Consider the following 26055-nt stretch of genomic DNA (forward strand, 5'->3'; position numbering starts at 1 on the left):
GCACCGGCTCGCGCCCGACGCCGCGGTGCACCTGCTCGGCTTCCCCGACGGCGCGGTGGAGGGCAGCCGGGCCGCCATCGCGACCGCGCTGGCCGAACTGCTGCCGGAGACGCCGACGCTCGTCGTCGCGCCCTGGCGCGGCGACGAACACGTCGACCACCGTGTGGTCGGCGAGATCTGCGCCGAGCTCGCCGCCGCCGGCTCGCGGTGGATGCTGGAGTATCCGATCTGGCTCTGGCACTGGGCCGCGCCCGACGACGCCGAGGTTCCGTGGAACCGGTTCGTGGCGCTGACCCCGCGCGCCGAGGCGCTCGCCCACAAGAAGAACGCCATCTCCGCCTACGCCTCGCAGGCCGAGCCGCTCAGCGACCAGCCCGGCGACGAGGCGATGCTGCTCGAGCCGTTCCTCGCCAACTTCCGCGGCAGGCGCGAGCTGTTCGTGCGGTCCGAGCCGGTCGAGGCGGTCGAGGCGGTCGAGCCGGTCCAGCCGGTGAAGCAACCGGTGCCGGTCGAGCTCGGTGCCGCTTACTTCGACCGCCTGTACGACCGCCACGACGACCCGTGGGGGTTCACCGACCGCTGGTACGAAGAGCGCAAGCGCGCCGTCACTCTGGCGAGCCTGCCCGAGCAGCACTACGGCTCGGCACTCGAGGTGGGCTGCTCGATCGGAGTGCTCACGAGCGAGCTCGCCGGGCGGTGCTCCGAGCTGCTCGCCGTCGACGTGTCGCTGGCCGCGGTCGAGGCCGCGCGGGCACGGGTCGCCGACGAGCCCGGAGTGAGCGTCGAGCTCGCCGACGTCGCATCCGGCTTCCCCTCCGGCCCCTTCGACCTCGTGCTGATCAGCGAGGTCGGCTATTACTTCACCCGCGACGTGCTCGAGCGTGTGCTCGCCGACACGGTCACCCAGCTCGCCGCCGGCGGCACGCTCGTGCTGTGCCACTGGAGGCACCCCGTGGCCGATTACGCGCTCGGCGGAGACGAGGTGCACGAGGTGGCAGCACGCGTATTCTCGGGTTCCATGACGCGTCTCGCCCGCCACGAAGAGGCGGACTTCGTGCTCGACGTCTACTCCCCCGATGCCCGCTCGGTCGCCTCCCGCACGGGGCTGCTGTGACCGCCCGCGCGCCGCGCCGCTTCGAGCAGGTCGCCGTCGTCATCCCGGCTCGCGACGAGAGTGAGCTGATCGGGCGCTGCCTCGAGTCGGTGCTCGTCGCCAAGGGGGCCGCCGAGTCGGGGCGCCACGCGACGCGGGTGTCGGTGGTCGTCGTCGCCGACAGGTGCACGGATGACACGGCGAGCGTCGCCCGCGGGTTCGACGGTGTCACCGTGATCGAGATCGACGCGGCGAACGTGGGCCTGGCCCGCGCGACCGGCGTGATGCTGGCGCTCGAGACATCCGGCCTGCTCCCCTCCCAGGTCTGGATCGCGAGCACCGACGCCGACTCCTCGGTGCCAGCCGCCTGGCTCACCGAGCAGACGCGACTCGCCCGCGCGGGCGCCGACGTCGTGCTCGGCACGGTGCGACCCGACCTCGACGATCTGAGCGAGGCGCAGGCGCTCGCCTGGGCCGCCGCGCACGGCCGAGGCGCGTCGATCGGCGAGGTGCACGGCGCCAACCTGGGCGTGCGGGCCGACGTCTATCTCGCCGCCGGCGGCTTCGCCCAGCTGGCCGAGCACGAGGACGTCGACTTCGTCGAGCGCTGCGCCGCACTCGACGCCGCCATCGTCGCCACCGACGGGTGCGAAGTGATCACGTCCGGCCGCGAGGTCGGGCGCACACCCGGCGGGTTCGCCCGCTACCTGCGCGACGACCTGCTGACCAACCCCGCGCTCTAGCGCACCGAAGAGAAAAGGAAGAAACCATGACCACCATCGAACGCAACGTGCAGGCCCCGGCAGACGGCGGCGCCAAGCCCACCCGTCGCCAGAACGCCGAGAAGGGCTTCACCGCCTCGAAGGAACTCATCGAGAACCTGCAGGCGGTGCACGTCGACCTGATCGAGCTGCACCTGCAGGGCAAGCAGGCGCACTGGAACGTCGTCGGCAAGAACTTCCGCGACCTGCACCTTCAGCTCGACGAGATCGTCGAAGAGGTGCGCGAGTTCAGCGACACCGTGGCCGAGCGCCTGCGCGCACTGCACGCCGTGCCGGACGGACGCAGCGACACCGTCGCCGCCACCACCACCCTGCCCGAGTACCCGAACGGCGAGATCGACACCGCCGTGACGGTCGACCTGATCACCCAGCGCCTCGAGGCGACCGTGGGCACCATGCGCGAGCGTCACGACGACATCGACGAGGCCGACCCGACGAGCGCCGACATCCTGCACGCCATCATGGAGCGTCTCGAGCAGTTCGCCTGGATGGTCTCGGCCGAGAACCGCAAGCCCGCCACCACCCCCTCGAAGAAGGGCTGACCACTTGGCCCGCCGCACGACCGTCCCGCCCGCAGGCAGGTCTGACGGCTACGTCGACCTGCGTTCGTACGGGGCGATCGGCGACGGGAGAACCGTCGCGCTGATCGCCGAAGACGGATCGGTCGACTGGTTGCCCATTCCCAACCTCGACTCCGTCCCGGTGTTCGCGCGTCTGCTCGACGCCGACGGGGGCGGCGCGATCGCGCTGTCCCCCGTCGACGAGTTCACGGTGAAGAGGCGGTACATCCCGACCACGAACGTACTCGAGACGACCTTCACCGCAGCCACCGGCGTCGCCCGGGTCACCGACGCGCTCGTCACCGGCGTCGCGGGACGCCTGCCGTGGGTGGAGCTCGCCCGCCGCATCGAGGGCGTGTCGGGCGACGTGAAGTTCCGCTGGAAGGTGGCGCCCGGCTCGATGCTGGGATCGGCCTCACCCTGGATCGACATGACTACCCACGGAGCCGTCGTGCGCATCGACGGCGTCACGATCGCGGTGCGCGGCATCGACAACGGCGCGCGTCGCAGCGGTAACCAGGCCATAGCCGGCGCCTTCACCACGAGTGCCGGCTCGCTGCACCAGGTCACCGTGGTCGGCACCTCGAACGAGCCCCTGCACCTGCCCGACCCCGGCAACGTCGACCGCGGCATCGACCGCACGATCGACAACTGGCGTGCCTGGTCGAAGGAGTTCAACTACGACGGCCCCTGGTCGGAGGCCGTGCAGCGCAGCGCCCTGGCGCTCAAGCTGCTCATCTTCAGCCCGACCGGCGCGATCGCCGCGGCCGCAACGACCTCGCTGCCGGAATCGCTGGCGGGCGGCAAGAACTGGGACTACCGCTACGCCTGGGTGCGCGACCTCGCCTACACGGTGACCGCCCTCACCCGGTTCGGCCTGCGCGAGGAGACCCACGGTTCGGTGTCGTGGCTGCTGCGCACGATCCGCGAGAACGGCCCCGACCTGCACGTCTTCTACGACCTCGAGGGCGGCCTGCCCGCGGGCGTCGAATCGCACGACGTCGCGGGCTGGCGGGGCAACAAGCCCGTCGTCACCGGCAATCCCGCCGGCGGTCAGCTGCAGCTCGGCGTCTACGGCGACCTGTTCGATGTGATGCGGCGCTACGTGGAGGCTGGCAACGTGCTCGACGCCGAGACCGGCCGCCTGCTCGCGAGCGTCGCCGACAAGACCTGCGACTTCTGGCACCGCCAGGACCACGGCATGTGGGAGCTGCCCGACAAGCGGCACTACACGTCGTCGAAGATGGGCTGCTGGAGCGCGCTCGACAACGCGGTGCGGCTGTGCGAGCTGGGGCAGATCCCCGGCAGCGGCGCGCGCTGGGCCGCCGAGCGCGACGCCATCAAGGAGTGGGTCGAGGAGAACTGCTGGTCGGAGGAGCGCCAGTCGTACGTCTTCTACGCCGGAAGCGACGACCTCGACGCCTCGGTGCTGCTGCACGCTCCGAGCGGCTTCGAGCGCGGACCGCGCATGAACTCGACGATCGACGCGCTACGCGAGGAACTCGGCCGCGGCGCCCTCATGTACCGCTACAGCGGCGTGCAGTCGGAGGAGGCCACCTTCGTGTCATGCGCGTTCTGGGCGGCGTCGGCTCTCGCCTGCGTGGGCCGGCACGACGAGGCCATCGCGATGATGGACGAACTCGTCGACCTCGCCAACGACGTGGGCCTCTACGCCGAGATGATCGACCCCGACTCGCTCGCGTTCCTCGGCAACTTCCCGCAGGGGCTCAGCCACCTCGCGCTCGTGAACACGGCGATCACGATCGAGGAGCTCACGCGGTAACGAACACCCGCCCGGCGCGGCCCGTCGTGCCGGTCTCGAGCGCGAAGACCGCGCCGGAGAGCGGATGCTGCAGCAACTGCTCTTCGGTGAGGTTCTCGCGCGCGCTCGCCACATAGAGGGTCGAACCCGCGAAGGCGACCGAGGTGAGATTCGGCACCTCGAACCCGTGGCGCTCGCGCTCCACACCCTGCGTGTCGTAGCGCACGACGACCCCGTCGCCGTAGATCGAGCTCCACAGCCAGCCGTCGGCGTCGATCGCGAGGCCGTCGTTCATGTCTCCGCGGTGGAACACCTCGACGTCGCTGATCTCGCCGTCGGCCGAATAGTCGCCGGTGTAGATCGTACCGACGGCCGTGTCGGTGAAGTAGACGCGGGTGCCGTCGAGCGACCACTCGAGCCCGTTCGACGTGCCGAGCCCGCCAGCGATAACCCGCACGTCACCCGCGGGGGTGACCGAGTAGAACGCGCCGTCGGGCGCGCCGCGGGTCAGGTCCATCGAGCCGGTGACCCAGTTTCCGAGCGGGTCGACCTTGCCCTCGTTGAGCCGCAGTCCCGGATGCGCGTGGTCGATGCGCGCGAGCTCGCGCACGATCGCGCCGCCGTCGTCGACGAGCACGACCCGGTCGCCGAGCGATGCCACGTAGCCCGGCCCGCCCGTGACCAGAGCGCGGTGGAACGAGGCGAGCGGCGCGGGAAGGGCCCACACGGTATCGTCGGCGCCACCCGGATCGCCCGCGAGCTCACTGCGGTGCAGCAGACCCGCGCTGATGTCACACCAGAGCAGTGCGGGTGCGGGCGCCGTGTCATCCAGAACCAGGCTTTCGCCCAGAATCGCGCGGGCATCTCGGAAAACGGTCGGTGCGGGGTTCATCACCCCAGCCCAACACGCGGGCGTGCACGGGGCAAGGCCTTGTCAAGGCCCGCCGCTGCCGCGGGCGCAAACCTACGGTGGAACGATGGATCTCAAAATCGCAGGTAAGAAGGCACTCGTCTCAGGCGCGGACTCCGGCATCGGCTGGGAGACCGCGCGCATCCTCCTCGACGAGGGGGTAACCGTCGTCATCACCGACAAGGAACAGGCCAAGCTCGACGAGGCGGCCGCCAAGCTCGGCGCCGCCGAGGGCCGGCTGTTCGCGTTCGCGGCCGACATCACGAGCCTCGAGTCGATCGCCGCCCTGGAGGCGAAGGTGCGCGCTGCCGTCGGCGACATCGACATCCTCGTGCAGTCGGCGGGCATCACCGGCGCGCAGGGGCTCTTCCACGAGATCGACGACGAGGGCTGGACGTCGACCCTCGAAGTCGACCTGATGGGCCCGGTTCGGTTGGTCAGCGCGTTCCTGCCCGCGCTGCGCACGGGCGGCTGGGGACGGCTCGTGTTCGTGGCCAGCGAAGACGCCGTTCAGCCCTACGACGACGAGCTGCCCTACTGCGCGGCGAAGGCCGGCATCCTGGCGCTCGCGAAGGGCCTGTCGCGCAGCTACGCGCTCGAGGGACTGCTGGTGAACGCGGTCTCCCCCGCGTTCATCCACACGCCGATGACCGACGCCATGATGGAGAAGCGTTCGGACAAGCTGGGAGTCCCTGTGGATGAAGCGATCGAGAGCTTCCTCGATGAGGAACGCCCCTACATGGAACTGAAGCGTCGCGGCGAACCGGAAGAGGTGGCGAACGTCATCGCGTTCCTGTGCAGCGACCTCGCGAGCTTCGTCAACGGATCGAACTACCGCGTCGACTCGGGGTCGGTCGCGACGATCTAACGCATTAAGCGGGTTGAGCCTGTCGAAACCCCCCGCAGCCGAGTTGGTTCGGGGAGGGATTTCGACAGGCTCAATCCGCGTTCGGCGGCTCAATCCGCGTTCGGATATTAGTGCAGCGGTTCTCCGCCGCTCACGACGATGGTCTCGCCGCTCGTGTAGCTGGCCTCCTGCGAGGCGAGGTACACGTAGGTCGACGCGATCTCGGCGGGCTGGCCGGGGCGTCCGTACGGGGTCTCCTCGCCGAAGACCTCGATCTTCTCGTTCGGCACCGAGCTGGGCTGGAGCGGCGTCCAGAACGGGCCGGGGGCGACGCCGTTGACGCGGATGCCGTGCTCGGCGAGCTGCTGCGCCATACCGCGCACGAAGTTGGCGATTCCGGCCTTCGTCACGGCGTATTCGACCAGAGCGGGCGACGGGTGGAAGCCCTGCACCGACGACGTCGTGATGATCGCGGCGCCGGGCGCGAAGTGCGGCTTGGCGGCCTTGGTCATCCAGAACATGTTGTGCAGGTTGAGGCGCACAAGGTGGTCGAAGGTCTCGGTGTCGAAGTCGTCGATGCTGTCGACGGTGGGCATCTCGCCCGCGACCATAACGAGGATGTCGAGGCCGCCGAGCTCCTCCGCCGCCTTGTTGACGACGTCGATGCTGGTCTGCTCGTCGGAGAGGTCGCCGGGAAGCTGCACGGCCTTCTGGCCGGCCTTCTCGACCCACGACGCGGTGCTGTCGCCCTCGGGCTCCTCGACGGGGAGATAGCTGAGCGCGACGTCGGCGCCCTCGCGCGCGAAGGCGATGGCTACGGCGCGGCCGATGCCGCTGTCCGCTCCGGTCACGAGAGCCTTGCGGCCGGCGAGGCGGCCGTGGCCGATGTAGCTCTCCTCGCCGTGGTCGGGCTTGGGATCCATGGCCGGCGCGGTGCCGGGGTTTGCCTGCTGCTGCTTGGGGAACGGCGGACCCGGGTAGAGATCGATGGGATTCTTCGGAGTGTAGATGTCCTTAGTCATGCTTCCGGTTTACCAGCCGCGTGGGATGGACGTTCGGGCTGGCTTTTCGTCCAGACCTCGGCTACGGAGTGGCCTCGGCGGGCGGTTCGGCGATCCACGCCGCCCCGTCGGTGAGACGCACGAGTGGGGCGGCATCCGCATTGATCTTCGACATCAGGCTCTCGACGGCGCGCGTCGCCGCCGAATCGATAACCGTGTGTCCCGAGAGACCGAGCAGACGGATGATGCCGGTTCCGTCGATCGGACGGCCGGCCCGGTCGATGAGCACCTTGAGCAGTTCCACCTCGAGCGACGACAGCAAGACGGGTTCGCCGGCGCGCCAGACGTGACCGCTCGCGCCGTCCACGACGACGTCGGCGAACACGATGCTCGTGTCGGCGAGCCCGACGCGGCGGAAGACGGCCCGCAGCCGGGTGCTGACCTCTTCGAGTCCGAACGGTTTGGTCATGTAGTCGTCGCCCCCGGCACCGTACGCCGCGAGCCGGTCTTCGAGCGAAGTGCGGCCGGTTAGGAAGATCACGGGGGTGGTGATGCCGCTTTCGCGCAGTCTCGTGACGACGGCGACGCCGCTCACGTCGGGCAGCATCATGTCGAGCAGGATGGCGTCGGGCCGGAATCGCCGCGCCACAGCGACGGCCTCGTTGCCGTTGGCGAGGGTCTCCACCTCCCAGCCCTCGAAGGTGAGCGAGAGCGTCAGCAGGTCGGTGAGCGGGGCCTCCTCGTCGATGACGAGTACCCGGTTCTTGCGTCTGGCCGGCCACGTCGGGTCGATCGGACGAGCGGCGACGTCAGTGATCACGGATTACCTCTTTCGGAAGTCGGGCGGGGTTCCAGCCTCGCCCCGATGGCCGCGATAGTCATCGTCCTTGTAGTGGATATGCGGCTACATCAAACGATGTACAAAGCCGTGAGTTCGCTGGCCCTGCGGCGCGCCCTCGCCCAGACGAAGAACCCGGCGAGAGTGAATGCCCCGTAGACGACGTACATCAACGCCGACGCGTAGTAGCCGGCACTGATCAGCAGCGGCACACCCACGATGTCGACGGCCACCCAGATGAGCCAGAACTCCACCCAGCCTTTCGCCATGCCGTAGGTGGCGAGAAGCGAACCGGTGAAGATCCACGCGTCGGCCCAGACCGGTTCGAACGATCCGAGCGCCGAGAAGACCGGGGTGAGAATGGCCGTACCCGCGACGAGCCCGATCACGAGCAGCAGACGCGACCGCCCACCCGCCCAGCGCGGCTCGACGGCCGCACCGCCGGCATCCGCACTGTGCTTCCAGCGGTACCAGCCGTACACCGACACAACGATGAACATCACCTGGCGCGCGGCCTGGCCGAGCAGGTTCACCGGGTTCGGGGTGTCGAACACCGCGCCGAGGAAGACGGTGAAGAGCAACACGTTGCCGACGATGCCGACCGGCCACGCCCAGATCTTGCGACGCATGCCGCCGAGGGCGCTGAGTAGGCCGAAGACGTTGCCGACGATCTCGCGCCAGAGCACGGTCTGGTCGCCGATCACGAGCTGGGCGTCGAACAGCCAGGTGATGACCGGCATGGTGGTGTCTCCTCGGTGGCGCTCGCGTTCGCGCCACCCGGCACAACGCTGCAGAGGCCGGTGTCATTCCTCGCGGAATCGGTCGGGACGAGGCTAGGCGCTCTCGGCGGCTTCCTTGAGCTTCGCGAGGGCGATCGGCCAGGCGTCGATCATCATCGCCGCCCAGTCGTCGGGCACCTCGAGATCGACCGTCACGGTCGTGGTGCCGCCGGTTTCGCTGAAGGAATAGCTCTCGCGCATGCCCGCGGCCACGGTGTCGCGGTTGTCGACGCCACCCTGCACCTCGGCGATGTACCGTAGCGATACCAGTTCGTTCGGCCGGTTCGTCTCGACCACTGCGACGAGGCCGCCCATCGTGCCGTCGTCGTTCGGGCCGAGGAAGCGGATCTCGTCGCCCTCACCCCACCCGCCCTCGTAGGTCGACCCCTCGTAGAAGCCCGACGCCCACTCGCGGTAGGTATCGACGTCGAGCATGACGCTCCACACGTGCTGCACGGGCGCGTCGACATCGACGCTGAATGTCAGTTTTCGCATCCTGGATTGTAGGGGCCGTGCGGGTGGGCGCCGCAAGACCGTCTACGTAGGCGATTCTTCAAACGACTCGGCGGCATCCGAGAGTCGACCGGATCACGAGAACGAAACCGACTCTCGACCGGCCTCGATCCGTTCACCCGCTCAAGGGGAGGGGTCGGCCCGTCGGCACCGCTTAGAGTGCGTGGCGAGCCGGAATGAGCGGAGCGTTCGGTTCGACCGTTGATACCGAGGCAGCCACTGTCGGCGCTCCGCCGAAACCTTCCGCTGCCGCCCAAGAGGAGGATCGAGATGCCGAAAGAATTCAAGGGGAAAATTAAGCTTGACGTGCGGGACTCCGTGCCGGATTGGGAACCGTACGAACAGCGCAGACCGCCGGAGAACGCTCCGAATGTGTTGGTCGTGCTGTACGACGACACCGGTCTCGCCTCGTGGTCACCCTACGGCGGCCGCATATCTATGCCCACCATGGACAGGCTGGCCGACAACGGGCTCACCTACACCCAGTGGCACACCACCGCGCTCTGTTCCCCGACGCGGTCGGTCTTCCTTACCGGGCGCAACCACCATCTCAACGGCTGCGGCGTGATCATGGAAGGCACGAACGGATTTCCGGGACTGTCCGGCCGCTTCCCAGAAGAGTGCGCGACCATCGGCCACGTTTTGCAGGATAACGGCTACAGCACCTTCTGGATCGGCAAAGACCACAACGTCCCGGAGGAAGACGTGTCGCCCGGCGGCAGTCGCGTCCAGTGGCCGTTGCAGCAGGGCTTCGACCGCTTCTACGGTTTCCTCGGAGGCGAGACCAACAACTGGTATCCCGATCTGGTCGAGGACAACCACTTCATCGAGCCGCCGGCGACACCCGAGGACGGCTACCACCTCTCGAAGGATCTCGCCGACCAGGCGCTGCGGATGCTGCGCAACCAGAAGGCATCCAACCCGTCGAAGCCGTGGTACATGTGGTTCTGCCCCGGCGCCAACCACGCGCCGCACCACGCACCCGAAGAGTACATAGAGAAGTACCGGGGCGCGTTCGACGACGGCTACGAGGCCTACCGCGAGTGGGTGCTCGCGAGAATGATAGAGAAGGGCATCATGCCGGAGGGAACGGAGCTCACCCCACTCAACCCACTGCCCGAGGACGACGCCAATGCTGCCGACTTCGTGCGCCCCTGGGACGAGCTGAGTGCAGACGAGAAGAAGCTGTTCGCGCGGTTCGCCGAGGTGTTCGCGGGGTTCTCCGAGTACACCGACGCTCAGGTCGGCCGTCTCGTCGACTACCTCGAGGAGACCGGGCAGCTCGACAACACCATCATCTTCTACTGCGCCGATAACGGCGCCTCGGGCGAGGGAAGCCCCGACGGCTCGGTCAACGAGAACAAGTTCTTCAACGGGTATCCCGACGACCTGAAGGAGAACCTCGCGATGATGGACGCGCTCGGATCTGCCGATACCTACAACCACTACCCCACCGGGTGGGCGGCGGCGTTCTCGACTCCGTTCCAGATGTTCAAGCGCTACTCGCAATTCGCCGGCGGCACCTGCGACCCGATGGTCATTCACTGGCCCAAAGGCATCGCCGCCAAGGGCGAGGTCAGGCACCAGTATCACCACGTGACCGACGTGGTGGCCACCATCCTCGACGTCGTCGGCGTCGAGATGCCCGCCGTCTACCGCGGGGTGGAGCAGCATCCTCTCAACGGGGTGTCGATGCGGTACAGCTTCGACGCACACGACGTCCCGACCCAGAAGGATGTGCAGTACTACTCGATGCTCGGCACCCGCGGGATCTGGAAAGACGGGTGGAAGGCGGCGGCGATCCACGCGCCCCTCACCGGCAAGGGCAACTTCGACGCGGACCGCTGGGAGCTCTATAACGTGGAAAAGGACCGCTCCGAGTCGCGTGACCTCGCGGTCGAGCACCCGGAGAAGCTGAAGGAGATGATCAGCGCCTGGTTCACGGAGGCCGACGCCAACGACGTGCTGCCGCTCGACGACCGTTCGGCCCGGGATCAGCTCACCATCGACCGGCCCCAGGCCGAGCCCCCACGCACCCGGTACACCTACTTCCCGGATGCGGTGGCGGTTCCCGAAAGCGTCGCGGTGAACGTGCGGGGCCGGTCCTTCAAGATCGTCGCCGACGTCGATCTCGGTGTCGACGCCCAGGGCGTGCTATTCGCCCACGGTTCGCGGTTCGGAGGTCACACGCTCTTCATCAAGGACGACAGGCTGCACTACGTCTACAACTTCTTGGGCATCCCGCCGGAGCAGTCGTTCACGTCGGAGAAGCTTTCCGCGGGTCCGCACGCACTCGGCATGGAGTTCATCCGGGAAGGGGCGGGCGAACACGGCGAGTCGGTGGGAGTGTGCAGACTCTACGTCGATGACACGGTAGTCGCCGAGGGGCCCATGCGTGCCCAGATCGGCAAGTTCACGCTGTGCGGAGATGGACTCTGCATCGGCTACGACAGCGCAGATGCGGTGAGTCGGGAATACACCAACCCGTTCCCCTTCACCGGCGGCAAACTGCTCGGAGTCACCGTGGACGTCAGCGAGGAGACGTACATCGACCTCGAGTTGGAAGCCGTGGCGATGCTCTCTCGCGAATGATCATGCTGGCGGGCGGGACGTTCAGATTCTGATGGGGAAGGTCGCCAAGAGCGCGAGGCCGAGCACGGCGAATGCGACAGCGGCCCCGATCAGGATGAATCGTCCCGTCCGCTGTATGTCGCGTTGCGACATGGCGGCGAGGAAAAGGACCAGCGCGAACAACACCGTCAGCAGCGAATAGTTGTCGCCCCGGGCGTTTTCGGTGAGTGCCGCGTTGAAGCGGTCGTCTGCGCGGTCGTTGAGCCGCTGCGACTCGACCGTGCCGGGCGGAACGTACTCCGGGCGCACGAACGGCCCCCGGTCGACCCGGCCGTTGTCGTTCCACGCGTCGAATGCGAGCGCGAACTCGGGCGAGAAGCGTTGCTCGATGTACGCCACCAGCTGCGTGTCGTTCCGAGCGTCAGCGAGCACCCATTGCTCCCAGATGCCTTGATCGTTGGAACGGGCGTCGCGGGCCTGGCTGGCGTAGTCGCTGGCCGTCACCCGCGCGCTCGACGCCTGGCTGAACGCGATCGACATCTCCCCTCCCCACTTGGAGGACTGGAATCCGCACCAGGCGGTGAGAACGGCGACGGTCGAGAGGATGATGACGGCGACGGTGTCGATTGTCAGCAACGCCCACCACGGCCGGCGGTGCGGCGGCCGGATCGGCTCCCCCGTGTCATCCGTGCCACCGCGCGTCGCGCCAGTCTCCTGCGCTTCGTTCTCAATGGCCACGAATCCACTCCTCTGCATCTCGATACGCCCGCCTGGTCGTTTCGCCAAGCCATTCGTCGGCCCGATAGACCGCATCCTCGCCGATTTCGCCGATCAGCCCTCCGGCCGCCATCTGACCGGTCACCCGGTCGCTGGTCGTGATGACGAACAGGCGCGAGTCATGTTCGTCCAGTACGCGTGCATAGCGTCGGAGTACCTCTACCAGCGCCAGGCCGATTTGGTCCCTGCCCCGTAACCGGAGCACGACGACAGACCTGCGGGTCGCCGGTTCGATCCGCGGCAGTTGCGCCTCGAAGACCGGCGCGCTCGCGAAGAACAGGCTTCCGTAGGGCTGGAGAACGACCACCTTCTCGGCTCCGATGGCGGGAGACGGGTCGGATTCGCGCAGGCGTCCGTCGTCCCGCATCGTTATCTGCCTCACCCGCAGGCGATTGGACTGCTCCGCGACGAACAGGATGATGCCGAGGCCGACGCCGACCAAAACGGCGAACTGCAAGGGGATGAGGAGCGTCAGCGCGAAGGTCACAGCCATGATCGTGGACTGCAGAATGCCGGTCTTGACGACGGACGCGATCTGCGCCGGCTTGATCGCGCCCACCCCGACCACGATCAACAGCGCCGCCAACGACGGCATAGCAACCTGCGAGACGACGCCCGAGATCAGCAGGATCGTCAGACCCATCACACCGGACGCGACGAACAGGGCGAGCCGTGTCTTCGCGCCGGCGGTCACCACGAGCGCTGACGCCGACATGGATCCCCCGACCGGCATCCCCTGGAATAGCCCGGAGACGATATTGCCCGCCCCCTGTCCGATGAAATCACCGGATGTGTCACTCGCCCGGCCTCCCGGGTTCGGCACGCCCGCCGCAACCGCGGCGCCCTGGATGAGTCCGACGCACGCCAACGACAGCGCCGGAATCGCGAGGAACGCGACGTCGCCCAGCGAGGGCAGTACCGGGGTGGGAAGTCCGCTCGGGATGGTTGCGATGTCGGCAACGACGGCAATCTGGACATTCGGGAGCGTGTTGAGCAGCCAGGCGAGCAGGGAACCGACCGCGACCGCCGCGACCAGCCCGAACGACCGCAGCGGTGTGCGGGTGAGCACGATGATCAAGGCGAGCGTGAGGCCGGCCACCGCGATGGTCGCCGGATCGAACAACAACGGGTGGATGACCGTGTCAACGGCGCGTGCGACCCGGTTCTCGCCCGAGCCCTCGACCCCGGTGAAATTGGGGAGCTGGCCGAGCACGATGTTCACGCCGACCGCTGTGACGAAGCCGACCATTACGGCCGTCGGAACGAATCTCAGTAGGCGCCCGCCGCCGAGGGCGCCCGCGATGATCATGAAGACACCGGTCAGCACGGAGAGCGTGAACAGGGCGCGTGCCGGGTCGGGTCGCGACGCCAGGTCGGTGTCCGCGATGACCAGCGCCATCGCGCCGGTCGCCTGCACCGCCATGAACGTGCTGCTCGCGAACACGGCGGAACCGGCCAGACCGAACATGTAGGCGTACAGCCCGGCGACCGGATTGACACCGGCGAGCAGGCCGCTCGCGAGACCGTCGGGAACGCTCTCTATGCCGAGCACCACCCCGGCAGTCGTGTCCTGCAGCAGTGTCTTGCGGCGGAACACCTTCCGCACCTCGGCCAGCCGCCGGCGTACGCGCGCCGAGGCCAGATACCGCGGTGACGGTTTCGATGACTCACCCACCACGAGACCCTCCCCCGCACACCAGCTCGGTCGCCGACGCCGAGCGTCTCCGAGCAGGTTAGTGTCGGCGCGCACCACCGCGTCAAGCGTCCGACGGCGAACCCGCCGAAATGGATGAGACCTAGCCCGCCAGAAGTAGCTCGTCCGGTTGATCCTTGGCTTCTGCGACCGCCGGCTAGAGCCCGGTCTGGCTTACGCCGAACTCGGCTTGTTCGGCAGTGAAACCCTCGAAGAGAAGTTGATCAACCAACCCCGACCGCGAGAACGAGGTGTACTCCAGATAGGCCTTGGCAGATTTCGCCGCTTGCTCGTTCCAGTCCACGACTACGCGGTCGACACCCCACGTCGAATCTTCCGTGGTGAAGCCTTCGAACTCGAGTTGATTGAGCAGACCGGTGCGGGAGGAGGGACTGTATGCGAGGTAGTCTCCTGCCGACCTGAGTGCGTTTTGCTGCGAGACCGATCCGCGAGCTGCTGCAGCCGCTGCCTCGGCCTCGGCTGCTGCGACGGCCTCAGCCTCTGCAGCCGCGGCGGCTGCCGCTTCATCCGCCGCCTTTTCCGCGGCAACTTCCGCTGCCTCGGCTTCAGTGATCGCGTCGTCCGCCGTGTTGGATTGGTCACGCGGAGCCGCTGAGGTCTCGGCCGTGTCGACCGCGCGAGGTGTATCAGATGACATCCCAGCGATGAAGGTAATCGACACGACAATCGCGATCAGCCACGCGAGCGCGCCGCCGATCGAGGCGAAGAGAGCAACTTTTCGCGTTCCTTTCCCACGAATGAGGGCGATCAGGCCGAGAACGACTGCGGGAATGGCGAATAGCCATGTGAAGAAGCTGGCGCCGGGGATTATGGCGGTGATCAAGGCGACACCGGCAAGCACGGCTCCCCAGATCTTGAGCCGATCCCTTGAGGCGGGCGGACGCACGCCGGGAGCCCACGGATCGCTCGCTTGCGGGGTCGGACTAACCGTGAGCGGTGTCGTGACGTCAGAATTCGGCGTCGACGCAAGAGGATCGCCGGTGGCACCGAGCACGTCGGTGGTCGAGGGCACACCACGGGGACGGCGGTCTTCAGACCAGCCTTCGCCCGTCCAACGGATTTCGACATCGGGATTCGCAGGATCCGGGTACCAGCCCTCGGGAGCATTCGACATGCGGTGCCGCCATTTCGTCAGGCTTGATCAAATGCAAGCACAACTCAGGATACGACCACTTCACCCCGGGTTGGTCCCCCACTTCGGGACACGTCATCCGGAGGCAATGGGTGGCGGAGCGCTAGAAACTAGCCATACAGCTCGCCTAGGCGGGTCAGTCCGTTCGACCAGCGACCGAGCCAGACCAACCATCAATCGACACCTCGGAAGTAGTTCTCGATCACCTGGTCCGACACCCAGTGGCCGATTCGTGATCACGGAAGGGTCTGCGTCTGGGCGGCGGTCGGCGATGGCCGCGGTGCTAGCAACGGTACAAATACCTGGCGGGAGGCGGTCAGCCCGGCGAGACGGAGGTGGCGCGACTGGCGCCGAGAAGTGCGAGTACTTGTTGCCAAAGGTGATTCAGCTCGGACGGATCGTCGTACACTTTCGCGAACATCACCGCTCCTTCCAATTGGGCGAGGATGGCGCGCGCACTCGCCGCGCTCGCGCGATCGTCGCGGGACCGGCTGTGCAAACAGCCGGTTAGTCCCGACAAAGATGGCCGCGCGAGGGAGCTACAAGATGCTCGCCCACTGGATAGCTGTTCGCAGTTTTTCACCGTCCGCAGGCGTCCGCCACTGGACACCAACCGCACGAAGCAGTTCGCGCTCATTTTCTGACAACGGTGGGAGGAAGGGCGTGACGACCAGAATCGGACTGTCGTCGGCGATCTTCCGCAACCTACCAAGCTCGTACATCACGTTCGCGTGAGCACGTCTCTCATCACGCTGCCACCGGACAATAACAAGCACCTTGCGGCCGTTCACGAGCAATATCGCGTCGGCCCCGTCATCGTTCGGAGATCGAAAAACTCGTAGATCGGCATTGTGCACGGCCTCCGCCAATAAGGCCTTTCGGACATTGTTTTCGTAAACGAGCGCCTCGGCCTTTGCTGACGATGCGGCTGTGCCGGCGGTTGCGTCCACATACTGCTGAAGCGGCGCGAGAACGGGACTCTCCGGGTCTGGTACCCCGTCGTCGGCCATCCTGCCGCCAATCGGGCTCGCCTCTTCTGCTAGACGTGTTACCAGAAAATCAATCATTCCCTTACACGCCGTCTGTTGAACTTCCGTAGTGGCCTCCTCAGCCAGCCGCTGAAGGGTGCCGATGGTGATCTCGTCGGGAAGCGCTTGTTCGCCAGGAACCGCTGGCACAGCGCGACCAGAAGCCCACTCGAACATCGACCACCACGAGGTGCTCTGCGCCGCCCTCTGTTGGTGGGCAAGAGATTCCCGAGAGACGGCAATCTGCTTCGATAAGCCGGCGTAGGCGATTGCCGCCGCTACTAGCGCAACGAGTGCAGCCGGCCCAGGACTTTTGGCGAAGTCTCTTGCCCACTGACTCCAGTTCGCGAGGTCGGCCGTCGCGAGGCCCAGCGCAATACAGGCGCCCACGCTTGCCGAAACTGTGCACAAGAGCATGACAGCGACAACCGCCAGTATTCGCCGCCGACCAGTCACGTTCGGGGCGCGTCTGAGGGCATCGGTCATATTGCCAGACTAGAGGACTGCGCTGCCATGAGTCGGCACGCTTCACAACGGCCAACTACCGAGGAAGTTGCGGTCATATTGGGCTACAAGTGAGGCGGGAGACAGAGACAGTTGACCTGCGACTCCAGCTAGCGACGGCGCGCATCTCCGAGCTGCGGAATCGTCTCGGCTGTCAAGGGATCAGCGTCCGACCGGGCGGCCCTGTCGAAAATCCCCTCCATTCTGAGGGAATGGTTCTCCATCGTTGAATTCGATCGCAAGTCGATCCAGTTCGCGTTCGATCGCGCCATCTACAAGCGCTGACAGCGATAGGTAGCCCCCTTTGTAAGGGGCGGTTCTAAGAACTGCAGTTTCCGCACGCTTCTTCACGGAAACGCGGAGCCCGACGGTGACCGCCTTCTTTCCTTCACGATCGACCGCAGAACTCGTCTCGTCGGCGGCGGGTAGCGTCGCTTGGCTTTCTACCTCCGGGACTCGCGTCGAAGTCCATTCGATGGTGCCGCTGAATTCTATTCCGTGAAAGCTCTCCGCCGGCAATTTGTCCATGCACGGAACGCTAACAGTCGATCCGCTCAGAGACGTCGTCTCTCCCGCGTGGAGACTTGGCCGAGCGCGGCAATCGCCACCGCTCGGAAGAGATTGAGTATTCACCGGCGCGAGACATCGACCTCAGTTGCTCTCAGTCGTTTGCCGCGCGCTCACATCCTCGAGAGAGGTCGCGACCAGATACGAAGCAGGATTGTCCGTTTCGGAAAACGAACGGAAGTGAGCTTTGCCGCAGTAGATCTTCGCCGCTTCAGAGTCCCTCAGGTCATTGATGAACACGGTCCCCTTTGTTTCGACGACAAAGAACAACTTCTCCCCGCTATCCGTATTGGAAACCATGGCCCAATCTGGGTTGTAGGTCCCGAGAGGCGTCGGGATTCGGAACCATCGTGGAAGCTTTACAAAGGCGGCGATGTCTTCGTCGGACTCCAACTCCTCTGCGAAACGTCGTTCAACGGCGGAATCAACAAGTACGTCCTCGTAGACCGAACGCTTTGCATCCAGAACGAGATTCTTTACGTATCCGCGAAGCTCGCGAGTACGCAGGAGGTCTTGCGCGAACGCCTCATTCGACGACGATCGCTCGTATTGAATTCCGTCCACAACGGCTAGGCGCTTCGTCTTATTGATGACTTCTGCGGCCATCACGATGAATTGTTCAGGCTCCTCGCGAAATTCGGGAAGGCGTTTGCTTTCGATGAGGATTTTGGCGATGCTGCGGCGTGTGAGTTGAGTTCGATCCTGCAACTCCGTCAGCAAATCCGGGAGTCCACGTGGTGCTTCCTCGAGAACTACGGCCGCCGTCTGGTTCTGAGGAATCGCGCTCACGCCGGATGGCGTCACATCGAGCGTCGCCTTAGCCCATCGGATCCGATTCTTGCGTACGGCGGGGGCCAATCGTAAGTTCTCGGAAGAGCGACGAATCAACTCATCATTGTCGAACTGAAGCCGGTAAACGGTTCTGGACTTCACACGATCCCACAACGCCACGAAATCTTCGCTCAAGAAGATGTCGTCCCGGATTGGAACAGGGCGAGCCTCGTCCGCGTTCCTGACAATGACCTTCGTTACAATCCTTCTCAACACGGCTTCGATCTGTTTTGCAAAAGGCGCAAGCTCGTCAGTCAGTTCGAAAGCGCCAACCTCGAGTGCCAGACGCAATGGAGCGCAAACCGCTCCAGTTCCATCGATATAGCCAATGTCAACCAGATGGTTCCAGACTTCCAAAGATCCTTCGACGCCCAGGTAAGTCGGGTCATCGCCGTCCGAGTCAAGCGTGACCGCGACGAAGCTAGTGGGCTCCACGATTCCAAAACGGATGCCTGTATCGCGTTCAATCTCGGTTTGAAGAGCAAGAGCGAACTCTTCGTACGCTTCGTTTGCAATCACTGTCAGCACATTCACTTGGTCATCGCGAACGCGCTGTCCGCTCTGATCGACACAAAGCCGAAGACCCCGCCCGATCGTCTGGCGCCTAGCCACTTCGCTATTGATGTCCCGGAGGCTGCAGATCTGGAAAATATTCGGGTTATCCCACCCCTCCCGCAAGGCCGAGTGGGAGAAAATGAAGCGAAGCGGAGTATCGAAGCTTAGGAGGCGCTCTTTCTCCTTCATGATTAGGTTGTATCCACGTTCAGCATCCGCTCCCTGGCCGTTCAAGGCGGTTTCAGTCCAACCCCCCGCTCGGTCAATAGAGAAGTATCCATCGTGGGCGTCGCTCGCGGCGTGGATCGAATCGACCGCATGTAAAAGGCTTTGATAGGCCGGGTTCTTACTGAGGCGGCGATACTCCTCCTCGAAGATTTCTGCGTATGGGCCTCGGACTGGCAGGCCATTCTCGTCGTAGTACCGGTACCGTTCGACCTTGTCGATGAAGAACAGCGATAGGACTTTGATGCCTAAAGGCGCTAATCGCATTTCTTTGTCGAGATGTTCTTTGATCGTCCGTCGAATCATCTGGCGCTGAACTACCAATGGGTCCACGTTCCCGCGCGCCTCACCTGGGGCAAGATACTCTTCCGTGCCGGGAGATCGGAGCTCGAAGTAAGGCTGTTCCCCAGAAAGCCCAATCTCGCCAACGCTGTGCCCGGCGTAAATGCTTCGACCGGTGAGTCGTTCTAGATCAACCCCATCGTTGACCCATCGCCGGACGCGTCGCGCAGAGCCAGATTCGGTCTGGACATCGAGTTCAACCTCTGCGGAGACAGTACCGGCAGTTTGGCGCACGCGAAGGAACCTAACGAACGGCGTTCCGTGCCCAAGATCCAGAGTTGCCGCGGCCACCTCGACTTGCTTAACAAGCCCCTTTTCATAGGCGTCTACTGCATTCAATCGATAGATCATGTGGTGCTTGTTGGCGTGAATGGCTGAATACCGGAGAGTCGCAAGCGCCGCCATGCCGTCGATAGCTTGTTTGCCTGCGCCGCGAAGTCCCCCGTCGACGCTCTGCGGTTCATCAACGATTAGGATCGGCGCAGTGGATCGAATCACATCGATCGGTTTGGTGCCTGCCTCATCCTCGCGGTAGAGGTTGTTGATTTCCTTCTTATTGATGGCACCGACAGTTGTGATCATTATCTGAACCTCGCCACTTAACGCGAACGCGTAGACGTCGTTCATGCGGCTCGAGTCGTAGAGGAAATAGCTGTAGGGCACTCCGCTGTAAAGAGCCCGGAAATGGGCCCTCGTCATCTCCAGTGTCTTGTAAACACCTTCTTTGATGGCAACCGAAGGGACAACGATGACGAACTTACTAAAACCGAAGCGCTTGTTCAGCTCGAGAATTGTTCGAAGGTAGACGTAGGTCTTACCTGTCCCCGTTTCCATTTCGACCGTGAAATCGCGGCTGTCGAGAACGGGACTCGGGCTGAGACCGCTGCGCAACTGGACTCGTTGTAAATTATCGAGAAGGTCCGAGCTCGAGAGGCTAAGTTGATTGCCGGCGCCGAGGTCCGATTCGGTACTCGCAAACGATTCGGAATTCGACCGGGACGGCGCGCGGACTGAGAAACTCGAGTTTCCTTTTTCCTGCCCAACGAAAAGATTGCACACCGCATCGATTGCGTCGAGTTGGAAGTCCAGGTCGTCTTCAAACTGAATCTTCATGGCCTAGATCGTCTTCACATTGGAAATCGCGCTCTGATCGAGGGCCGCTAGGAGATTTGTCTTGGCGACGTCGCTCAGGAAGGCGCTATCTCGGAGCACAACAGTAACGTCAGCCGCCGGAGATATCTCCTCTGCGATCTTCGCAAGCGCTGCTGCTACTTCAGCTACATCGGCATTGTCGTAATCATCCGCGAGGCAGGCGATTAATGGACCATCTGGGACGACATAGATCGATTGGTTCGCTGCGCTACGGATTTCAATCCGAGCCGTCGGATCGACACCTAACCTAAGCAAGATTTCGAAGAGCAGATCATTACTCCCGCGATCGCTCTTGACGTGGTCCAAGTTGGCCAACAGTGTCGCCTCGATATCCGTGGTCTCCGCATCCCACTCTTGAAGATTGGTTGAGTCGAGTTTTAGGACGCGGAATCCACCGTCTCCCTGCCAATCAGGATGGGACGTTCGTATCGCCGCACTTGCCCTGCGAATTCTTTCCTTCGTAACTTCCGCAATATTTGTCGGCACGCGCAATGATTGGCAGAGCTGAACAGCGGCAGATGGCGACTTGTCCTCGAGGGACAACGGCTCAGGCAATTGAACCAAGATAAAGCGTCGCTCGGCCTCGTCTTCGGCGTTCAGATTCATCACGGCCTCGGCGGTCGTTCCGGATCCGGCGAAGAAGTCCAGCACGATGAAATCAGTTTGGCCATCAAAGTCCGGCTCCGGCGGTGCAGCCAATTCGATTAGCGCTTCGATTAGACGTGGCGGCTTGGTGAAATCGAAAACCTTTTCGCCGTCGAAAAGCGCCTTAATGGCTTTAGTTCCATCCGCCGTTTGCCCAACATTAGGCAACAACGTGCGGTGGGGTTTAGCTCGCATGTCAGTATTGCGGATCTTTTCATAGGCGGTGAAATTGCCATCGGCGCGAGCGACAAAGTCGATATCCTTGCGGGTAACCGCAGCCATCATCTGCTTTCGTCCACGACGCCAGCAGCCTTCCTTGCCGTCATTCCGAATAGGTAATACTTCCTGTCCATCGGGGCCAGGAATACCGAAGAACATCGTCGGGCGGTCAGTTCGTAAGGAGTTGGCGCCCCATTTGTTCAACTCACGACCACGGCGATAGGGGCCGATCTCGTCCTCTCGATCGAGAGACTCCGCAGTGACTTCGAGATAGCCGAGGGGTTCACGAGTTGCGTCGCGCGCGAAGCAGAGCACATATTCGTGCTCGCTGACTACGCCACCTTTATCGCTGCCACCTCCTTTCTTTGCATGCCAGATGAACTCACAGATTGCGTTCTGCTCGCCAAAGATTTCAGCCAGAAGTAGACGCGCATTGCCTACTTCCCGTTCGTCGATGGACATGAAAAGAACGCCATCCGCCCGAAGGAGGTTCCGCGCAAGTTTGAGTCGGGGGTACATCATGTTTAGCCAGGATGTATGCAGACGCCCCGTGGTTTCCGAGTCACTCGACATTGCCTTGCCGTCGCTGTCAACTTGGCCCGTGACAAATTTGTAGTTGGTGATGCCATCTCGGTAGTTGTCGCGATAGATGAAGTCGTTGCCCGTGTTGTAGGGCGGATCAATGTAGATCATCTTGACGCGGCCATAGAAGGACTTTTGGAGAAGCTTCAACGCTTCCAAATTGTCACCCTCGACAAAGAGGTTCCGGGTCGAATCCCAGTCAAGGCTCTCATCAGGGGCGGGTCTGAGAGTTCCGACACTAGTGTCAAGGGCCGCCTGGCGAGCAGCTCGTTTCCCATGCCAAGTAAGACCGTACTTTTCGGCCTGTGTCTCAATCGGTTCGCCGACAAGTTGAAGAAGTGCTTGCACGTCCAACTGTCCGTCCAAGAACGCCTCCGGGAACAGCTGCAACAAACGATCGCGATTCATTTCTGCCGGCGTTTCGTCTTCCAGCCGCTCAACATCGATCCGGACTGTTTCGGTTGCCAAGAGGTACCCCCGTTTGCCTTACTAATAGTTCGAGTTGAACATAGGCCGTGCTGTTAGGGCCCTTAGAGCACTCAGCAGCGGCAAAGAGTTGGCGTGAGCGAGATCTGTCGAATCCGTTGAGCTCGGTCCGCGGTCCTGCGAAATCTTCAGATAGAGCGGAGTTTAGAACGGAGCCACCTATCTCACGGCGACCAAGATTGCGAATTGTTCGACAAAAATGCCGACCAGAGCGCTTCTCTCGTAGGGCGGACGGGACTTGAACCCGTGACCGACGGATTATGAGTCCGCTGCTCTAACCAGCTGAGCTACCACCCCGCGCGCCGTCCGGTCACCGGACGAAACGCAGGCGACCCGGAGGCCGCCGCGCATCCACGATACCGCGTCGGTCGCGGCGCGTCCGCACCGCCCACCCGTGTCGAGGTGTGGCAGGGTGAGTGGCGTTGATGTTTACTCAGCGAATGTGAGGCTCATGGATGAAAGCACGACACCTTTTGGCACCCGTCGTCGCTCTCGCACTCCTTGCGGGCTGCACCGTCGTCGAACCCGAGCCTCGCGAGACCGACGCCGATCTCGTCGCCGGACAGACGAGCGAGCCCACACCCGCTCCGGTCGTGCTCGACGTAGGCACGGTCGTGGCGACGGGCGCACTCGTCTCCGCGGACGGATTGACCACGGGCGACGTCCGCATCGTCGCGGCGCGCGGCCGCGATTTCCAACTCAAACTCGACAACTTCATCTCGCCTCCCGGCACCGACCTCATCCCCAACCTGTCGGCCGAACCGTTCACCGAGGCCGCCTATTGTGACGGCGGGTTCATGATGTTCGGGCTCGAGAACTTCACTCCGACGCCCGGTGTCACGAGCGACCTACACTTTCGCGACATCACCTTCGGCAACCCCGCCTTTCTCGACACCCTCGTGATTACTCTCAACGACGGGAACGCTCCGCGCACGGGATGCTTCTACCCCGTCGTCGCAACCGCGTCGCTGGTGTGGACGATGCCCGACCTGCGACCCGACATCAGGGTCGTCGACAGTGGAATCACGGGAGGCGCTTCCGGAGAGGTCACAGAGAACCGCAACGGTCTTTCCGCGTACGAGGTCGCCGCCGGCGACGTCTTGGCGGAGATCGCGGCACGGTTCGGCATTTCCGTGCTCGACCTGTTTTACCTCAACCCCGCAAGGGACAAAGGTCAGCAGCGTCTCGCGTTCGCGGGCGAGGTACTCAACCTCGACAAGGCCGGACGGTAGGCGAGCCTGAGGTTTCGATACGCGCCCCAGAGGGCGCTACTCAACCAGCCGGAGCGCTTCAGAGGGCGCTACTCAACCAGCAGGAGCGCCCCAGAGGGCGCTAGTCAACCAGCAGGAGCGCCCCAGAGGGCGCTACTCAACCGGCAGCTACGGGGCCGGCTTGGTCTCGGGGATCTCGATGTCGAGCTGCGGGATCGGCTGTCCGCGGTAGATGGCCTCGAACGTCGTGATCGTGCGCTGGATGTCGTGCGACGCCACGATGCGCAGGCTCTCGCGCTTCAGCTTCTGCAGTTCGTCCTCGGGCATCGTGAGCACCTGGGTGAGCTTGGCCGCGAACTCCTCGACGTTGCCCGGCTCGAACAGGTAGCCGTTCTCGCCGTCGTGCACGAGGTGCGGCAGCGCCATGGCGTTGGCGGCGACCACGGGCAGACCCGAGGCCATGGCCTCCATGGTCGCGATGCTCTGCAGCTCGGCGATCGACGGCATGGCGAACACGGTCGCCCGGGTGAGCGCGTTGCGCAGGTAGTCCTCTTCGGCGTAGCCGGTGAAGGTGACCCGATCGCGCACGCCCAGCTGGGTGGCGAGCGACTTGAGGCTGTTCTCCTGCTCTCCGCCGCCCACGAGCTCGAGCTTGGCGTCGAGCGACGGGTCGAGGATCGCGAAGGCGCGCAGCAGCTTGTCGAGCTGCTTCTCGTTCGTGATGCGTCCGACGAACAGGATGCGGTTCTCGGTGCGCGGCGAGAAGTCGGGTGTGTAGTGATGCGCGTCTACGCCGCAGGAGATCGCGATCACGCCGCGGAGCTTCGTGTAGTGCTCGAGGAAGTCGGCGGCCTTGCGCGTCGGGGTCGTGACGACCTCGGCGCGGCCGAACGACCGGGACGCGGCCGCCCACGCCGCACGAACGGCGGGTGCCTGCAGGAATCCGGGAAGCAGCGTGTGCTCGAGCATGTTCTCGGGCATGAAGTGGTTGGTGCCGATGATGCGGATGCCGCGCTTCTTGGCCTGGTTGGATAGTCCCCGACCGATAATGATGTGCGACTGGAAGTGCACCACATCGGGCTTGACCTCGTCGAGTACGCGGGCCGAGTTCTTCTCGACCTGCCACGGCAGGGCGAAGCGCAGCCACGGGTGCGGGTACCAGCGCCAGCTCTTCAGGCGGTGCACGGTCATCGGCTGGCCCTCGAGCACCTCGGTCCAGGTGCCGTGCTTGCGGCTCGCCGCGGGAGCGACGATGTGCACGTCGTGGCCGCGCTCGACGAGGCCGGCCGCGAGGCGCGCGGCGAAGGCTGCGGCGCCGTTGATCTCGGGGGCGAAGGTGTCTGCTCCGATGAGGACGCGCAGCGGGCGCTCGCTCGTGGGCGTGGTGGGGAAATCAGGCAACGTCGGGGGTTTCCTCTGGTGAAGGCACGTGAACGCGGGAGAGCAGGAACACGCCGTAGATGGCGATTCCCCCCGCGATCAGGAAGGCGAACATCGTCCACAGCGGTGCGCCGGCGGTTTCGTTGAGCACAACGATACCGATCGTGACCGCGACGATGGGATCGATGACCGTGAGCCCGGCGACGACGAGGTCGGGCGGGCCGTGCGAGTGGGCAGACTGGACGAAATAGGAGCCGAGAACGGATGCCGCGAGCAACGCGACCACGCAGAGGATGGTAAGCCACTCGAACTCGCCCGTCTGGAAACTCTCGAGCGAGATGGTCTTGATGCGGTCGATGACCGTCTTCGCCAGCGTCGCGACGAAGCCGAACAGCACTCCGGCGCCGAGGATGTAGAACACGGCCTTGAACTTCTTGCGCATAAACGCGAAGAACAGCGCGAAGATCACGAGGGTCACACCGAGCAGAACCAGCACCGTGATGAGCTGCGTCTGGGTGATCGGCTTCGAATGTGCGTTGAACGCCGCGATCGTGACGAACAGCGCCACGCCGACGACGCAGAACAGGATCGCGTTGATGGCCTTGCGGGTCAGTTTGACCTTGCTGATGCGCGAGTTGACGATCGCCGTGACGACGAGGGCCACGGCGCCCAGTGGCTGCACGACGATGAGCGGCGAGAAGCCGAGGCTCGTCAGCTGCAGCACGATCGCGAGGCCGAGCAGGACGGTGCCGAGCACCCAGGAGGGGCGGCCGAGCAGCGCCTTGAGCTGGGTGACGCTGAGACCGGTCTTCGCCGAGCCGAGATTTCGCTCGACTTTCGCGACCCCACGGTGCTGAAATTGGGTGCCCAAGGCGAGAAACACTGCCCCGACGAGCGCGATCGGGATACCGATCGCCTCGTGAGGAGTCAGTGAAATCTGGTCTGTCAGGTCGCTGAGTTCTGGCGGCACCCGTCGAATCTACCCGCTGCCGCCCAGATATTCTTGACGAATGGCCGTACTCCCCATTCGAATCACTGGCGACCCCGTT

General features: G+C 64.3%; 21 protein-coding genes and 1 tRNA gene. 7 read left to right on the plus strand and 15 right to left on the minus strand.

The annotated features are described in order from the left end of the window. From ACLQ6X_RS02185 to ACLQ6X_RS02200, 4 genes are all read left to right on the plus strand, one after another. Positions 1-1114: SAM-dependent methyltransferase (locus ACLQ6X_RS02185; RefSeq protein WP_411698526.1), on the plus strand; the 1114-nt coding region annotated here is incomplete at its 5' end. Beyond that, positions 1111-1836, plus strand: a complete 726-nt coding sequence (locus tag ACLQ6X_RS02190) for a glycosyltransferase (RefSeq protein WP_411698527.1) — start codon at positions 1111-1113, stop codon at positions 1834-1836. The genes ACLQ6X_RS02185 and ACLQ6X_RS02190, both read left to right, overlap by 4 nt. A gap of 26 nt (positions 1837-1862) precedes the next feature. Next, positions 1863-2417, plus strand: a complete 555-nt coding sequence (locus ACLQ6X_RS02195; RefSeq protein WP_411698528.1) for a Dps family protein — start codon at positions 1863-1865, stop codon at positions 2415-2417. A 4-nt stretch (positions 2418-2421) separates the two neighbouring features. Next, positions 2422-4218: a glycoside hydrolase family 15 protein gene (locus ACLQ6X_RS02200; protein WP_411698529.1), complete on the plus strand. Its 1797-nt coding sequence runs from the start codon at positions 2422-2424 to the stop codon at positions 4216-4218. Here ACLQ6X_RS02200 and ACLQ6X_RS02205 read toward each other — a convergent pair. Next, entirely contained in the window at positions 4208-5089 is an 882-nt protein-coding gene (locus ACLQ6X_RS02205) for an SMP-30/gluconolactonase/LRE family protein (protein ID WP_411698530.1), read from the minus strand. The two genes, ACLQ6X_RS02200 and ACLQ6X_RS02205, sit on opposite strands and share 11 nt — an antisense overlap. Before the next feature lie 85 nt (positions 5090-5174). Between ACLQ6X_RS02205 and ACLQ6X_RS02210 the strand changes: the two genes are divergently transcribed. Further along, positions 5175-5975: an SDR family NAD(P)-dependent oxidoreductase gene (locus tag ACLQ6X_RS02210; RefSeq protein ID WP_411698531.1), complete on the plus strand. Its 801-nt coding sequence runs from the start codon at positions 5175-5177 to the stop codon at positions 5973-5975. Between the two features lie 107 nt (positions 5976-6082). Here the strand turns inward: ACLQ6X_RS02210 and ACLQ6X_RS02215 are convergent, their stop codons facing one another. From ACLQ6X_RS02215 to ACLQ6X_RS02230, 4 genes are all read right to left on the minus strand, one after another. Beyond that, positions 6083-6976, minus strand: coding sequence for an SDR family oxidoreductase (locus ACLQ6X_RS02215; RefSeq protein ID WP_411698532.1), 894 nt, complete (start codon positions 6974-6976; stop codon positions 6083-6085). A 61-nt stretch (positions 6977-7037) separates the two neighbouring features. After that, a complete protein-coding gene (locus ACLQ6X_RS02220; RefSeq protein ID WP_411698533.1) occupies positions 7038-7775 on the minus strand; it encodes a response regulator in 738 nt (245 codons plus the stop codon). Between the two features lie 89 nt (positions 7776-7864). After that, positions 7865-8533: a nicotinamide riboside transporter PnuC gene (gene pnuC, locus ACLQ6X_RS02225; RefSeq protein ID WP_411698534.1), complete on the minus strand. Its 669-nt coding sequence runs from the start codon at positions 8531-8533 to the stop codon at positions 7865-7867. Positions 8534-8626: 93 nt separating this feature from the next. Then, positions 8627-9067: an SRPBCC family protein gene (locus ACLQ6X_RS02230; protein ID WP_411698535.1), complete on the minus strand. Its 441-nt coding sequence runs from the start codon at positions 9065-9067 to the stop codon at positions 8627-8629. Positions 9068-9457: 390 nt separating this feature from the next. On the opposite strand from ACLQ6X_RS02230, the gene ACLQ6X_RS02235 reads away from it, so the two are divergent. Next, complete coding sequence (locus ACLQ6X_RS02235; RefSeq protein WP_411698536.1) at positions 9458-11677, plus strand: arylsulfatase; 2220 nt, start codon at positions 9458-9460, stop codon at positions 11675-11677. Between the two features lie 21 nt (positions 11678-11698). Here ACLQ6X_RS02235 and ACLQ6X_RS02240 read toward each other — a convergent pair whose 3' ends face one another. The 8 genes from ACLQ6X_RS02240 to ACLQ6X_RS02275 form a co-directional block, all read right to left on the minus strand. Further along, positions 11699-12394 (minus strand): hypothetical protein, encoded by a 696-nt coding sequence (locus ACLQ6X_RS02240; RefSeq protein WP_411698537.1) that lies wholly within the window; start codon positions 12392-12394, stop codon positions 11699-11701. After that, positions 12384-14108, minus strand: coding sequence for a SulP family inorganic anion transporter (locus ACLQ6X_RS02245; protein WP_411698538.1), 1725 nt, complete (start codon positions 14106-14108; stop codon positions 12384-12386). The genes ACLQ6X_RS02240 and ACLQ6X_RS02245 overlap by 11 nt, the downstream gene beginning before the upstream one ends. A 175-nt stretch (positions 14109-14283) precedes the next feature. Then, positions 14284-15261: an Ltp family lipoprotein gene (locus ACLQ6X_RS02250; RefSeq protein ID WP_411698539.1), complete on the minus strand. Its 978-nt coding sequence runs from the start codon at positions 15259-15261 to the stop codon at positions 14284-14286. A gap of 557 nt (positions 15262-15818) precedes the next feature. Then, on the minus strand, positions 15819-16793 hold the full coding sequence (locus ACLQ6X_RS02255) for a hypothetical protein (RefSeq protein WP_411698540.1): 975 nt from the start codon (positions 16791-16793) through the stop codon (positions 15819-15821). Positions 16794-16973: 180 nt separating this feature from the next. Further along, complete coding sequence (locus tag ACLQ6X_RS02260) at positions 16974-17339, minus strand: hypothetical protein (protein ID WP_411698541.1); 366 nt, start codon at positions 17337-17339, stop codon at positions 16974-16976. A 123-nt stretch (positions 17340-17462) separates the two neighbouring features. Next, the gene (locus ACLQ6X_RS02265) at positions 17463-20444 is read right to left on the minus strand and encodes a DEAD/DEAH box helicase family protein (RefSeq protein WP_411698542.1); all 2982 of its coding nucleotides are present in this window, start codon (positions 20442-20444) and stop codon (positions 17463-17465) included. Positions 20445-20447: 3 nt separating this feature from the next. Continuing rightward, entirely contained in the window at positions 20448-22397 is a 1950-nt protein-coding gene (locus tag ACLQ6X_RS02270; protein ID WP_411698543.1) for a site-specific DNA-methyltransferase, read from the minus strand. 241 nt (positions 22398-22638) lie between these two features. Further along, positions 22639-22712, minus strand: a tRNA-Ile gene (locus ACLQ6X_RS02275). 158 nt (positions 22713-22870) lie between these two features. Here ACLQ6X_RS02275 and ACLQ6X_RS02280 point away from each other — a divergent pair. After that, positions 22871-23647 carry a LysM peptidoglycan-binding domain-containing protein gene (locus ACLQ6X_RS02280; protein ID WP_411698544.1) on the plus strand — a complete coding sequence of 259 codons (777 nt, stop codon included), beginning with the start codon at positions 22871-22873 and terminating at the stop codon, positions 23645-23647. 147 nt (positions 23648-23794) lie between these two features. On the opposite strand, the gene ACLQ6X_RS02285 is transcribed toward ACLQ6X_RS02280, so the two are convergent. Further along, a complete protein-coding gene (locus ACLQ6X_RS02285; RefSeq protein ID WP_411698545.1) occupies positions 23795-25027 on the minus strand; it encodes a glycosyltransferase in 1233 nt (410 codons plus the stop codon). Then, entirely contained in the window at positions 25020-25976 is a 957-nt protein-coding gene (locus tag ACLQ6X_RS02290) for a DMT family transporter (RefSeq protein ID WP_411698546.1), read from the minus strand. The genes ACLQ6X_RS02285 and ACLQ6X_RS02290 overlap by 8 nt, the downstream gene beginning before the upstream one ends. Between the last annotated feature and the right edge of the window lie 79 nt (positions 25977-26055).

Origin of the sequence: Conyzicola sp., from assembly GCF_046714715.1 — a bacterium.
In the GTDB taxonomy this organism is placed as follows: Bacteria; Actinomycetota; Actinomycetes; order Actinomycetales; family Microbacteriaceae; genus Conyzicola.

What these genes read in the sequence shown, in the direction of transcription:
- ACLQ6X_RS02195 (WP_411698528.1), top strand. Translation starts at nt 1,863, where the DNA reads ATGACCACCATCGAACGCAACGTGCAGGCCCCGGCAGACGGCGGCGCC.
- ACLQ6X_RS02205 (WP_411698530.1), bottom strand. Translation starts at nt 5,089, where the DNA reads ATGAACCCCGCACCGACCGTTTTCCGAGATGCCCGCGCGATTCTGGGC.
- ACLQ6X_RS02210 (WP_411698531.1), top strand. Translation starts at nt 5,175, where the DNA reads ATGGATCTCAAAATCGCAGGTAAGAAGGCACTCGTCTCAGGCGCGGAC.
- ACLQ6X_RS02215 (WP_411698532.1), bottom strand. Translation starts at nt 6,976, where the DNA reads ATGACTAAGGACATCTACACTCCGAAGAATCCCATCGATCTCTACCCG.
- pnuC (WP_411698534.1), bottom strand. Translation starts at nt 8,533, where the DNA reads ATGCCGGTCATCACCTGGCTGTTCGACGCCCAGCTCGTGATCGGCGAC.
- ACLQ6X_RS02230 (WP_411698535.1), bottom strand. Translation starts at nt 9,067, where the DNA reads ATGCGAAAACTGACATTCAGCGTCGATGTCGACGCGCCCGTGCAGCAC.
- ACLQ6X_RS02250 (WP_411698539.1), bottom strand. Translation starts at nt 15,261, where the DNA reads ATGTCGAATGCTCCCGAGGGCTGGTACCCGGATCCTGCGAATCCCGAT.
- ACLQ6X_RS02255 (WP_411698540.1), bottom strand. Translation starts at nt 16,793, where the DNA reads ATGACCGATGCCCTCAGACGCGCCCCGAACGTGACTGGTCGGCGGCGA.
- ACLQ6X_RS02260 (WP_411698541.1), bottom strand. Translation starts at nt 17,339, where the DNA reads ATGGACAAATTGCCGGCGGAGAGCTTTCACGGAATAGAATTCAGCGGC.
- ACLQ6X_RS02265 (WP_411698542.1), bottom strand. Translation starts at nt 20,444, where the DNA reads ATGAAGATTCAGTTTGAAGACGACCTGGACTTCCAACTCGACGCAATC.
- ACLQ6X_RS02280 (WP_411698544.1), top strand. Translation starts at nt 22,871, where the DNA reads ATGAAAGCACGACACCTTTTGGCACCCGTCGTCGCTCTCGCACTCCTT.